This is a genomic window from Nonomuraea sp. NPDC049129, from assembly GCF_040648495.1.
Classification (GTDB): Bacteria; Actinomycetota; Actinomycetes; order Streptosporangiales; family Streptosporangiaceae; genus Nonomuraea.
In genome coordinates, this window is the sequence record NZ_JBEZDU010000016.1 from 99414 (window position 1) to 110920 (window position 11507).

Consider the following 11507-nt stretch of genomic DNA (forward strand, 5'->3'; position numbering starts at 1 on the left):
CCAGGCGTTGACGTGATCTTCACCTCGCCGACGCGGCTGGATCGGGAGTCCGTCAGGGTGGGCAGAGGGCCGTGAGGCGGCGCAGGTGGAGGGCGTACGCCTGGGGGTCGCCGTCGGCGATCGCTTGACGCAGCGCCAGTGCCTCGTCCGTCATCACCGGATGGGTCGAGCGGTCGGCCGCGTCCAGAAGCGCGAGAAGGGTGGCCCGCGCCTCGTCCTGACCAGGCGTGCCGGTTGGCAGGCGGTGGAGCAGGGCGCAGGCTTCCAGGGCCGCTGGATCCAGTCGGAGGCTGGCGGGCGGTGGTTCGGGAGGTATTCGTACGGTTTCTGGGGTCCACAGTACGGTCAGGGCGGCGACGGCGATGGCCATGGGCACGATGGGTGAGATGTCGGCGGCGGGAGCGGTGGGGGAGGGGCGCCTGGACACGACGGACGCGGCTCTGGCCAACCAATGGACGACCAGGGCGGCGACCAGGGCCGCGAGGGACCGACGACAGTCACCTGTCCGAGCGGGAGGCGTACCGCGGACAGTGATACGTCCCACGCGCAGGGACCGGGTCTGAGACTGAAGGCGTCCAGGCAGCCACCGAGTACGCCGGTCGACGGCATGACGAGCGCGCCGACGGCGCCCGTGAGGAACGCCGCCATCATGCCCAGGACGACGGCGAAGCGCTGCCGCCTGAGAGTGACCACGCAGGCCACGACGGCGGCCGCCACCGCCTGCAGCAGTATGGCGAGCGACACCTGCCAATGGTTGAACAGCAACGCGAAGCCGGGCAGGGCGCGCTGCGCCGGTGTGTACGCCTGGTGAGCCAGGAAACGGATGGCAAGCAGCGACGCCGCGTACGCCAGCGCCGCGCCCACGCCCGTCAGCACCGCCGGCCGGATGGCAGCGGCCGGCCGGGCGAGCACGAGCGGCGGGCGGGTCAGGCTTGTGAGGCGGGTCAGCCAGTCCGGGCACCCGTGGGCCGGCGGCCTGACCAGCCACGCGCCCAGCGGAACGGCCCAGACCCCGACCAGCACGGCCGCGATCACCCCCTGCCGCGAGAAGTACTGGCTGAGCGGATGGTTCAGCGTCAGCCACAGCCACCAAGGCCCGGCCCGATTCACCGTGGCGGTGCCGTTCAGCCCGCTCGCCTGGAGATAGTCGCCCGCCGGCAACTGGGAGAGATCCGGCACCTCGAGCGCCAGGAGCTGGACGCCGAACCAGCACGCGAACAGGCAACTGGCCGCCACGATGATCGGCACCACGGCGACACCGATCGGCACCCTCGCGATGACGGGCAGCCACGCGGCCGCCGTGGTGGCGATCCACCGCACGATGAGGCAGGCGCACGCGACGGTGACCGCCGCCGAGCCCAGCCAGAGCAGGGGGGTGATGTCGCCCGTCCCACTCCAAGATCCGGTGATGGCGCTCGACGCTGACAGAGGTTGCCCCAGCACCAGGCCGAGCCCCAGCCCGAGCCCCACGTACGCCAGCCGGGACCGTGCACGCCCCCTGACCGCCCGGTACGCCGACCAGCGCCAGACGGCGACGGCCACCACGCCCATCGCGAGCGGCGCGAACAGCAGCGCCGACAGCCACCGGTTGACCAGCGCGTCGAGCCGGGGTACCGCCAGCCAGAGCAGGGTGGCGAGGTTGCCGTACACGATGGTCGTCGCGAGCCCGGCGCCGAAGGACTCCCAGAAGCCCGGCGTGAAAACAGCCTCCGGATCCCGCAGCAGCCGCAGCCGGACCTGCGGCTCGAAGTGCCGCCGAACCAGCCCGCCCCACGGAAACGGTCCGCGCCACGGAAGCGGCCCGCGCCGTGAAGACAGTCCGCTTTGTGGAGGCTGCCCGCGCCACGGCGGCAGCCCGTGCCTCGAACCGCCGCTTGGGGGATCGTCGTGCTGCCGACCGCTCAGGACGGCCTCAAGGCCACCCGCCCCGCCCTCCCACCTGGCGGCGCGCACGTCGGCGTACGTCTCGCGCGATCGGAGGACGGCGTTCCGGGTGAAGTAGACCACGGCGAGCAGGAACAACAGCCGCCAGACCACCCCCAGGGACGCCCCATCCGGCTCGTCGGCCAGGCTCACCGTCACCGGCACCAGAGCGACGATCACGAAGGCCCGCCAGAACGCCACCGTCAGGTACGTCCTGTCGACGTCGGCGTTGCGCAGGTGAGCGAGTTCGTGCAGGACGATCGCGCGGAAGGCCGTCCTGTCGGTGACCAGTTTCGTGACCAGGCCGGCGTCCAGGCCCAGGTAGCGGCGGCCGTAACGGCCGAAGGCGACCCCGCCGACGGAGCCGGTCAGCCGCCACAGGTACGTGGGGCGCCGCGCGAGGCCCGCGACGGTCACGAGGTCGTTCAGTTCGCGTACGTGGTCCGGAGCGTCCTCAGCCCGCAGGGGCCGCAGCCCGAGCCGGCGGATCCGCCAGGCGGGCAGGTACCAGTAGATCAGCCCGGCCACCAGGAAGAGCAGCGCGAGCCCGCCCGCCACCCAGACGGCCTTGGCCTGCTCGTACGGCGCCACGCATGTGAGGAACCGGCCGGCGACCGCCCCGATGTCCGAGCCCTCGGTCCCAGGCGCGACCTCCCAGCAGCGCGAGTAGGTCCGCTCCTCGCTCGCGCCCTGCGGCGACAAGCTGAAGTAGAGGATGTTGAAGGCGAACACGCCCGCACCGACGATCGAGCCCATCAACAGCACAAATCGCAGCGCGGTCTGAGAAGGCACGGCGAAGGGATCGAGCGGGCGCTCGCTCATGCGCCCAGGCTTTCGAGCGGGAGCCTGTTCATGCGCCGAGGCTTTCGGTGGGGCCGAGCGGGAGCCTGTTCATGCGCCCAGGCTTCCGATGACGGCGTCGGCGAGCAGTTCGGCCTTGTCTTCCGGCAGGTCCATCTGGCGGGCCTTTTCGAGCGCCGTCATGCGCACCCGGGCGAGCTGCTCCGGGGTCAGCTCCGGGACCGGCGGCAGGGCGTCGTTCTCGGCCTCGGCGGTGCGGCGCAGCAGAGCGCGCATCGCCCGGCGCAGCCCATCCTTGCCGCGATCGGTCACCACACGGGCGACGTCCTGCGCCAGCTGGTCCAGGATCGCCGAGACGACAGGGAGTACCACGGGCGTCAGCAGGATGACCGCTGACTCCAGCCCGAACCCCAGCATCTCGTCGCGTCCTGCCCGCCCGGCTGGGAGACGGCCGCCCCGGTCGAAGTAGACCGTCGCCACCATCGGGAAGAGCGGCAGTTCCTCAGGAGCGGCGCGTCTCACCGTTTCGCGGGCGATCTCCTGAAGCAGATCGCGGTCCGCAAGACCGAAATCACCGATGCCGTTCATCTCCGTTCCACATTTCGCACAGACGTTTCATCTTCGACTCGGGATTAGCAATCCTGAACATAGCTATAACCGCTCAGGAAAAGGGTCCGATAGGGATAGCCAAAACCGGCCGGATCCTGGCAGCCCTGCCATGACCACGACTCCCGCCGAGGGGCGGTGTTGGGAATGTAGAAGGTCATCTGAGTTCGCTCGACGACGACCGTGCCCGCCCATCGCAGCCCGCCTTTGGCGATGATCAGATCTCCCTCGGGGCCGAGGGTGACCGAGCCGTAGGCGGTGCCGCCGGACGTTCCGCCGCTCCAGGTCCCCTGGAGCTCAGCGGGTACGGCCGACCTGGGAAATGCCTGCTCAGGCTGTACGGGAACGTTCGTCCGCACAGTGGGGACGTTCGTCCGCACCGTGGGGATGTACGAGCCGCCGCCCCCGTCGCCGGGACCACCGCAGGCGCTCGTCGCCAGAACTGCGGCGCACGCGAGCGCCATTCCGAGCCGTACACCGTCGGCGTGCCTGGACCGCCCCACGCTCCGCGCGTGAAACCCGTCAGAGTGGTCTATTTCAGCATTTATGCGTATTCCTGGTGTCGCCCCTGCTTTTCCGCTGAACCGCGACCGAATTGTCTGCCGCGCCATGATTCACCCTCCCCTTTCCCCATATTCTGCGGACCGGATCCGGCGTCGCGGAATACGCTCTTTGACGTAGTCCGAGGGGGAGGAGGCGGACATGGGCCGCTCATTGATGAACCCTATGGAGCTGAGCTATCAACTCGGCGACCTGCCCGGCCGCGACGCCTATTTGGCCGCCGCGGCCGCCTGCCTCATCTCCGCCCTCGACGGCGATGTCGCCGGCTGGAACAATCTCGACCTCTCCGCCCACTCGGTGGAGCTCTGGTTCGACCCGCCGGACGCCGAGATCTCGATCGATCTGCTCGCCGCCGTCATGGACGAGCACCCTCTCGTCCGCCACTACCTCGACCACCCCGGAGACGTCTCCCCGAGACGGATCAGCGACTGTCTCGCCGAACGCGCCTGGCGGTCGCACCGCGTCTACCGCGAGCTGTTCGTCCCGATGCAGGCCCGGCACCAGCTCGCCATCGTCGTCGGTACGTGGCTGCCGTCGGGCGGCCGCGGATGGGCCGTCAACCGCTCCGGCCACGACTTCAGCCAGACTCAGGTGGAGGTGGCGCAGGCGCTCCAGCCGGTTCTGACACTGCTCGACCGGATCTACACACCGGGAGCGCCAGGAACGCTGGGAACACCGGGAATGCCCGGCGCGCCAGGAACGCCTGGAGCGGCGGGAATGCCTGGAGCAGCGGGAACACCGGGAGCGCCGGGAGTAGCGGGGGCACTGGAAATGCCGGGAATCGCGCCGGAATGGGACAGCGCCCAGCGCGACGAGATGCGGCTGCGCGCCGGCCTGACCAGCCGCGAACTGGACATGATCACTCTCGTCGCGAGCGGGCTCAGCGCGCAGCAGATCGCCTGCATGCGCCGGATCAGCGTCCGCACCGTCCGCAAGCACCTGGAGAACGTCTACCGCAAGCTCGGCTGCCACGACCGATTGCTGGCCGTCAACCGCGCCCGCCACCTCGGCCTGATCTGACCCGTCGGCCGCCCCGGCGCCTTTCACCCATGGCAGAACATTGTTCTGTATTGTTGTTGCCTATGACGGACATATTCGACGACCTCAAGGCCGAGTACGAGCAGTTGGACGCCGTCCTCGCCGGTCTCACCCCCGCCGAGTGGTCCCACGCGTCGGCCGCCGAGGGCTGGACCGTCTCCGACGTGGTCCTCCACCTCGCCCAGAGCGAGGAACGCGCCGCCGCCTCGCTCGCTGGCGAGGACGTCACGATCAGGCGCAGGCCCGCCGCCGACGGCGTGCCCGGTCGGGAGTCCCACGGTGCTCCCGATCGGGAATCCGACGGCGCTCCCGGTCGGGAATCCGACGGCGCTCCCGGTCGGGACGGTGGCGCTCCCGGTCGGGAGTCGGGCGGTGTGCTCGGTCGGGACGGTGGCCCTGCCGGTCGGGACGGTGGCGCGTCCGGCGGCGAGTCCGGCGACGGTGTATTGAGTCGGGAGCCCGTGACCAACGGCGCCTCCGGTCGGGAGTCCGGTAGAGGCGAGTCCGGTAGAGGGGTGGATGCGGCGGCGGACGCCAGGGTGGCCGCTCAGCGGGGTATCGCCCCCGCCGATCTCCTGGCCCGCTGGCGCAGGGCCGCTTTCGCCATTCCCGACGCCCTACGCGCCCAGCCCAAGGGTACCCGTCTGTCCTGGGTGGCCATCCCGCTGTCCCCGGCGACCCTGGCCACCACCCGGCTGGCCGAACACTGGGCCCACGCCTACGACATCACCGCGCCCCTCGGCATCCCATACCCCGACACCGCGCGCCTGCGGCACATCGCCTGGCTCGGCCACCGCACCCTGCCGTACGCCTTCGACGTCGCGGGCATCGAGGGTGGGCCCGTCTACTGTGAGCTGACCTCACCCGACGGCGAGCTCTGGCGCTTCGGCGACCCCGCCGCCGCCTCTACCGTCACAGGCCCAGCCGCCGACTTCTGCCGTGTCGGCGCCCACCGCCTGGCCCCCGCCGACTCGACGCTGAAAGCGACGGGCCCGTACGGCGCCAAGGCGCTCGCCGTCCTGCGCAACTACGCCCTCTGACGGCTCTCGTCAGCGACTTCCACGACTGACTTCCATACCTGGGAGCGATACCACCGCACGGCCGACGGAGCCTGGGACGAGGACCGCCGCACAGCGGACGGAGCCGGGGAGGGCCGCCACATGGCCGACGGAGCCTGGCAGGAGGGCTGCCGCACCGCACTGTGGGCGGATCAGCCGAACGTGGTCGACAGTTCGTCCGCGAGTCGCTCAATCGTCTCCCGGCCCTCCAGCGGTCGTGACCACGCGGCGGGGAACGCGGCGGTCCCGTGCACGGCGCCCAGCAAGTTGCCGCAGACCGAGCCCGTGGAGTCGCTGTCTCCCGAGTGGTTGACCGACCGCAGCATCGCCCGCTCCACTGCCCGCTCAACCGATGGCTCCACCCCCCGCTCTACTGCCCGCTCAACCAACGGCTCCACCAGCGCGCAGTAGACCCCGATGGCCAGCGCCTCCTCGGCCACCCACGCCCCGCCGAGCGATTCGACCGCCTCCGGCGTGTGCTCGCCGCCGCGGGCCAGCTCGACCGCGGCGTGGAGCGCGCCTGTCGTCTCCTCGTGCCGCGGGTAAGTCGACGTCAGATTCAGGGCATCCTGTACGGCGTGCGCCAGCGGTCGCCCAGCCGCCAGGAGTGCGACGATCGCCGCGAATGCCCCGGCGGCCAGGTAGCCGGTCGGATGCCCGTGGGTGATCTGCGCGCAGGCGGCGGACAGCTCGAACGCGGCCCGAGGGTCCCTGACGGCCAGGCCGAACGGGGCCGAGCGCATGACCGTTCCGCACCCCTTGGAATCGGGGTTCACCGGGCCTGGCTCGCCGAGGGGCGCCGGCCCGGGGAAGTGCCGGTGCAGGCCCGACAGGCAGGCGTTGCCGGGTGCCCGCCGGGAGTACAACCAGCCCTCCTCGCGCAAACGGCCCGTACGATGCGGACCGTCCGGCGGCGGAGCCGCGGGATAGTCCTGGGTGTCCAGCCAGCGCTGGTACGCCTGGCGTACCGACTCCACCGCGTCGGCCGGGGACTCGGCGCGGGTGAGGCCCTCCACGGTGAAGAGCGTCATCTGCGTGTCATCGGTGACCAGTCCGCTTTTGCCACGCCAATCGGTTACATACCCGGAAATACCGTCTTTGCCGTGATGCTTGCGGATCTCCCTGAGCGACTGGAACTCGATCGGCGCCCCCAGCGCGTCACCGATCGCCCCACCGAGCAGGCAGCCTCGAACTCGATCCCGGAAGTCCATGGGAAGATCCTGCCACTTCCTGCCGCTTCCTCCCGACCGGCCTCCCGGCAGACGGCGGACGGCGGACGGCGAACGGGCAGATGGGCAGACCGGCGGATCGGCCGGATCGGCGGATCGGCCGTACCGGCAGACCAGCGGACGGGCAGACCGGCAGACCGGTGAGGTCACCCACGGCCGTCGCGAAACCCCTCAGGTGGTGACGAAGTCCGCGATGACCACCGTCGCGTCGTCCTTCGGCTCCACGGCGGCCATCTCGTCGAACACCCTGTCCAGGCAGGCGGCGGGTGACGGGCCTCCGGCGAAGAGTTCCGTCATTCGCGAGGCGCCGAGCGCCCGGATCGCCCCGTTCGTGATGATGACGACGCGGTCACCAGGACGGAGGGACACGGTGCCGACCTGCGGAGACAGGGCGGACGCCAGGCCGAGCCCGCGCTGCGGCGAGCCGTCGTCCAAGGAGTACGGTGAGCCGTCCTCGAAGGAGTGCGACGTGGTGAGCGGCTGCGGCCGTGCGCTCTTCGGGCAGTGCCAGATCGCGCCGTTCCCGACATGGGCGAAACGCAGGCACGGGCTGTCCGCCGCGTCGAGGATGATCAGATCCAGCGTGTTGACCAGGCCGGACGTGGCGGGGTCGAGCTGGGCGGCGGTGCGCACGGAGTGGTGTACCGCCTGGGCCCAGCCGTTCATGTCCACCTTCCGCGCCGCGCCGTACCGAGGCCGGGCGGCGACCACGGCGCCCAGGGCCACAGCGGCGGCGGAGACGTCGCCGAGCTGCCCGCCACCCCACCCGCCGCCCTGCCCACCATCGTGGTCGCCGAGCTGCCCGCCGCTGGCCGTCGCGATCAGCCGCTCCTGGATGACGTACGCGTCGGACGGCCGGCCGTGCGAGCCCTCGTACGTACCGCCGACCGCCGACAATCGCGGCCGTGCCACCGGCATCCCGGGCGGCCAGGTTCCTCGTTGACCACGGATCGCCATCACGGACAGGCAGGTGATCAGGATCGCGATCACGATGAAGGTCATGAGGTCCCCTCTCGTCGCGGTCATCGCGACATGTGCCCCCGTAGCCGCGGTCATCGCGACACGCGCCCCAGTACACGCTCGCGCGCGGTGATATGACTGACGGCCGATCGGCCGTCATGCGGCGCGGTGGCCGGGGGTTCAGGGTGCGTAGGACGCGGTGCATCCCGCAGTAGAGCCGGCCCGAGGAAACAGCAATGCGGACCCATGACCCCATCCGCCGCCACGACCGGAGAAAGCCGATCCGTTCACATTCGGTGCGTTATCGTGAGACCCGTTTTGTGCTCCCATCGCGAGCGGACGGCGCATGGCTCTCCCCGGTTCCACGAGGTACGACTCGGCGGCCAGGCAGTTGGAGCAGGCCATCGCTCGTACAGGAGCGGCGGCCCGTGTCGCCGTCGGCCTGGTGGCGGTCGTCGCCGCCGCGCTCGGCGCGGTGCCGCCGGTCTCCGTCGCGTGGCTGGTGCCGATGCTGGCGGTGGACCTCGTGTGGACGGCGCTGTTCGCCCGCCTGGTGTGGCGCGGGGAGCTGCTGCCCAAGTGGCTGGCGGCCGGTGACGTGGCCATCACCATCACGTTGTGCCTCTCGCAGCGCCACCTCGTGGCCAGGGAGGCGCTCGAGGACGGAGCGAGCTGGATCGCGGGGCTGGTCACGATGACCATCGTCGTCGCCGGGGTCGCCTGGCCGCCCAAGGTGGCCGTCCCCACCGGCCTGGCCGTGTCGGGGGCGTACCTGGCCGGGGCCCGGCTCGCCTCCCCTCCCCAGGACGTGAGCATCACTCTGGGGACGCACGTCGTACAGATCCTCTCCATCGTGGTGCTGATGATGCTGCTGCGCCGCTCGGCCGCCTCGGCGGACGCCTTCCTGAGGGAGAGTGCGCGCAGGGAGATCACGCTCATGGTGGAGCGGCTGCGGCGCGAGGACGAGCTGCGGCAGGTCGGCAGCATCCACGAGACGTCACTGCACACGCTGACGATGGTCGGCCTGGGCACCTACGACGAGCCCTCGCCCACCCTGCGCGGCCAGGCGGCGAGCGACCTGTCGGCGCTGGAGAAACTGCGGGACACCCCGCGCGCCGCCGCCGGTTCCATCGCCCTGGACGCCCTGCTGGACGAGGTGGCCGAGCGGGTCACGGGTCTGGAGGTCCACCGGAGCCTGACGGCGGAAACGGTGCCGGGGGAGGTCGCGGAGAGCTTCGCCCGCGCCGTCACCGAGGCGCTGGCCAACGTCGCCCGGCATTCCGGCGTACACGAAGCGGAACTGCTCTCCAGCAGGCGCGACGGCGAGATCCGCGTGGAGGTCGCCGACGAGGGCCGGGGGTTCGACCAGGACCGGCTGCCGCCCGACCGGTTCGGCGTGCGCGGCTCGATCCTCGACACGATGCGGTCCCTGCCGAACGGCGGCGCCGAGATCTCCTCCGGCGGCCAGGGCACCAGGGTGAGCCTGTGGTGGCGGCCGTGACCGAAGAGATCGAACAGGTCGCGCAGCGCTACGCCCGCTACACCGCGATCGGCGCCGTGATGATCGCCATGCTCTGGCACACCGGCTACGACCTCACGGTCACGATCACCGGCTGGTACGACTTCCGCTGGCCGGTGGTCGCGGCGGCGGCCTGGCTCCTCTACACCGCGATCGCGGTGCTGGCCGCCGTGGCCCTGCTGCGCACCTCCAGCGGCCCGGCCCGGGGACGCGAGCTCGCCGTGCCCGTGCTGGCCCTGGACATCGCGGTGATCGTGGCCTGCTACCCGAAGGACCTGATCGGCCCCATCAACTGGGGCTGGGGCTCGGTGGGCTGGCTCGGAGTCATGCTCTTGTGGAACCGGCCGCGCGGGCGGGGCGAGCTGTTCGTCTTCCTCGCCGCCAACGCCGGCATCATGCTGGCGGCGATGGCCGCGACCGGGACGCTCGACCGTGTCTCCATCGCCAAGTACCTGATGGTCGAGGTGGGCAGCATCACCCTCCAGCTCGGTTACCTGGCCGGCTGCCACACGCTGCGCGTGCGCGCCGAGGACGCGGTGCTGCTGGCCCGCCGGCTCGCCGCCGACGACGCCTGGCGGGTGTCCGCCCGGAGCATCCACGCCGACCGGCTGCGCAGGTACGACGCCATCCGCGACGTGGCCGAGTCGCTGCTGAAGCAGCTGGCCGACGGCGCCGATCCCGGCGATCCCCGCGTCCGCGCGGACTGTACGGCCGGCGCCATGCGGCTGCGCCGCCTCATCACCGAGCGGGAGGACGTGCCCGACGCGCTGGTGTCGGCGTTGCGCGAGCGCATCGAGGCGGCCGAGCGGCGCCAGGTCCTGGTGACGGCGCCGCCGTTCGGCGAGAACCTGCCCGACCTGCCGGAGGGTGTACGCGAGGACCTGCTCAGAGCGCCGATCCGGGCACTGGACGGTGCCAGGTCGCGGGCCAGGGTCACCGTGTCCGCGATGTCCACGATGATGAGCGTGGCCGTCGTGGCCGACAATGATGATCTGCCCATCAGCACCACCCCGGTACACGAGCCGAGCGGCGTCGTCGTCACCTATCAGCGGCAGGGAGGGGAGTTATGGGTCAACAGCATCTGGCAGGGCCCGTGACCGTCGCCCTGGTGGAGGATCACCAGGTCGTGGTGGACGGCGTCAGGTCGTGGTTCAGCCCGCCGGGCCCGGTGCGCCTGGTCGCCCAGGGGTCCACGATCGAGTCCGTCCGCGGCGTGGCCGCCGACGTGCTGATGCTCGATCTCAACCTCAACGGCACCTTGGTCGTCGACCGGGTCGCCGAGTTATGCGGCGGCGGGCAGCGGGTCATCGTCTTCTCCGAGCACGAGGAGCCGGAGATCGTGCGCGCCGTGCTGGACGCCGGGGCCTCGGCGTTCATCGGCAAGGGACGGGCCACGCGGGAGTCCTGCCTGGAGACCATCCTGGAGGTGGCCGCCGACAAACCGAGCATGACGCCGCCGATGGCGCAGGCGATCGCGACCGACGAGGGCCCGCACCGGCCGCAGCTGTCGGACAAGGAGCGGGCCGCGCTGCTGTTCTGGTTCCAGTCGATGTCCAAGGCGTCGGTGGCCGCGCGGATGGGGATCAAGGAGCGGACCGTACGCCAGTACATCGACCGGGCCCGCGTCAAGTACGCGGCGGCGGGGCGGCCCGCGCCCACCAAGGAGAAGCTGCTCATCTGCGCCATCCAGGACGGCCTGGTCAGTCCTGACGAGGTGACCGTCTACACCTCCCTGGCCGCGCGCTCAGGAGAGGCGACCTAGGAGAGCCGTACGGGACCCCTTCTCGATGGGGTGATGCCGTTGCACCATCG

The 11507-nt window shown here is 71.0% G+C and carries 11 protein-coding genes; 5 read left to right on the forward strand and 6 right to left on the reverse strand.

From position 1 onward, the window contains the following. Window positions 1–52: 52 nt before the first annotated feature. From AB0B64_RS39230 to AB0B64_RS39245, 4 genes are all read right to left on the reverse strand, one after another. Window positions 53–370 carry a hypothetical protein gene (locus AB0B64_RS39230; RefSeq protein ID WP_358184194.1) on the reverse strand — a complete coding sequence of 106 codons (318 nt, stop codon included), beginning with the start codon at window positions 368–370 and terminating at the stop codon, window positions 53–55. Further along, window positions 346–2745 carry a M48 family metalloprotease gene (locus tag AB0B64_RS39235; RefSeq protein ID WP_358184197.1) on the reverse strand — a complete coding sequence of 800 codons (2400 nt, stop codon included), beginning with the start codon at window positions 2743–2745 and terminating at the stop codon, window positions 346–348. Before AB0B64_RS39235 ends, AB0B64_RS39230 begins: the two co-directional genes overlap by 25 nt. A 69-nt stretch (window positions 2746–2814) precedes the next feature. Then, window positions 2815–3312 carry a hypothetical protein gene (locus AB0B64_RS39240; RefSeq protein WP_357954215.1) on the reverse strand — a complete coding sequence of 166 codons (498 nt, stop codon included), beginning with the start codon at window positions 3310–3312 and terminating at the stop codon, window positions 2815–2817. A gap of 44 nt (window positions 3313–3356) precedes the next feature. After that, a complete protein-coding gene (locus AB0B64_RS39245) occupies window positions 3357–3833 on the reverse strand; it encodes a hypothetical protein (RefSeq protein ID WP_357954213.1) in 477 nt (158 codons plus the stop codon). Window positions 3834–4032: 199 nt separating this feature from the next. On the opposite strand from AB0B64_RS39245, the gene AB0B64_RS39250 reads away from it, so the two are divergent. Both AB0B64_RS39250 and AB0B64_RS39255 read left to right on the forward strand, forming a co-directional pair. Then, complete coding sequence (locus AB0B64_RS39250; RefSeq protein WP_358184200.1) at window positions 4033–4911, forward strand: helix-turn-helix transcriptional regulator; 879 nt, start codon at window positions 4033–4035, stop codon at window positions 4909–4911. A gap of 62 nt (window positions 4912–4973) precedes the next feature. Next, on the forward strand, window positions 4974–5969 hold the full coding sequence (locus AB0B64_RS39255; RefSeq protein ID WP_358184202.1) for a maleylpyruvate isomerase family mycothiol-dependent enzyme: 996 nt from the start codon (window positions 4974–4976) through the stop codon (window positions 5967–5969). 170 nt (window positions 5970–6139) lie between these two features. On the opposite strand, the gene AB0B64_RS39260 is transcribed toward AB0B64_RS39255, so the two are convergent. Together AB0B64_RS39260 and AB0B64_RS39265 are read right to left on the reverse strand one after the other, a co-directional pair. Further along, a complete protein-coding gene (locus tag AB0B64_RS39260) occupies window positions 6140–7198 on the reverse strand; it encodes an ADP-ribosylglycohydrolase family protein (RefSeq protein WP_358184205.1) in 1059 nt (352 codons plus the stop codon). Window positions 7199–7387: 189 nt separating this feature from the next. Then, window positions 7388–8218, reverse strand: a complete 831-nt coding sequence (locus AB0B64_RS39265; RefSeq protein WP_358184208.1) for a SpoIIE family protein phosphatase — start codon at window positions 8216–8218, stop codon at window positions 7388–7390. A gap of 304 nt (window positions 8219–8522) precedes the next feature. On the opposite strand from AB0B64_RS39265, the gene AB0B64_RS39270 reads away from it, so the two are divergent. The 3 genes from AB0B64_RS39270 to AB0B64_RS39280 are packed head-to-tail and all read left to right on the forward strand — an operon-like array spanning window position 8523 to window position 11457. Beyond that, window positions 8523–9677, forward strand: coding sequence for an ATP-binding protein (locus AB0B64_RS39270; protein ID WP_358184210.1), 1155 nt, complete (start codon window positions 8523–8525; stop codon window positions 9675–9677). Further along, the gene (locus AB0B64_RS39275) at window positions 9674–10792 is read left to right on the forward strand and encodes a hypothetical protein (protein ID WP_357954202.1); all 1119 of its coding nucleotides are present in this window, start codon (window positions 9674–9676) and stop codon (window positions 10790–10792) included. Before AB0B64_RS39270 ends, AB0B64_RS39275 begins: the two co-directional genes overlap by 4 nt. Then, window positions 10762–11457, forward strand: coding sequence for a sigma factor-like helix-turn-helix DNA-binding protein (locus AB0B64_RS39280; RefSeq protein WP_357954200.1), 696 nt, complete (start codon window positions 10762–10764; stop codon window positions 11455–11457). Before AB0B64_RS39275 ends, AB0B64_RS39280 begins: the two co-directional genes overlap by 31 nt. The last annotated feature ends 50 nt before the right edge of the window (window positions 11458–11507 follow it).

Excerpts from the sequence above, each read along its gene's own strand:
- AB0B64_RS39250 (WP_358184200.1), top strand. The coding sequence starts at position 4,033 with ATGGGCCGCTCATTGATGAACCCTATGGAGCTGAGCTATCAACTCGGC.
- AB0B64_RS39235 (WP_358184197.1), bottom strand. The coding sequence starts at position 2,745 with ATGAGCGAGCGCCCGCTCGATCCCTTCGCCGTGCCTTCTCAGACCGCG.
- AB0B64_RS39280 (WP_357954200.1), top strand. The coding sequence starts at position 10,762 with ATGGGTCAACAGCATCTGGCAGGGCCCGTGACCGTCGCCCTGGTGGAG.
- AB0B64_RS39230 (WP_358184194.1), bottom strand. The coding sequence starts at position 370 with ATGGCCATCGCCGTCGCCGCCCTGACCGTACTGTGGACCCCAGAAACC.
- AB0B64_RS39270 (WP_358184210.1), top strand. The coding sequence starts at position 8,523 with ATGGCTCTCCCCGGTTCCACGAGGTACGACTCGGCGGCCAGGCAGTTG.
- AB0B64_RS39260 (WP_358184205.1), bottom strand. The coding sequence starts at position 7,198 with ATGGACTTCCGGGATCGAGTTCGAGGCTGCCTGCTCGGTGGGGCGATC.
- AB0B64_RS39255 (WP_358184202.1), top strand. The coding sequence starts at position 4,974 with ATGACGGACATATTCGACGACCTCAAGGCCGAGTACGAGCAGTTGGAC.
- AB0B64_RS39265 (WP_358184208.1), bottom strand. The coding sequence starts at position 8,218 with ATGACCTTCATCGTGATCGCGATCCTGATCACCTGCCTGTCCGTGATG.
- AB0B64_RS39240 (WP_357954215.1), bottom strand. The coding sequence starts at position 3,312 with ATGAACGGCATCGGTGATTTCGGTCTTGCGGACCGCGATCTGCTTCAG.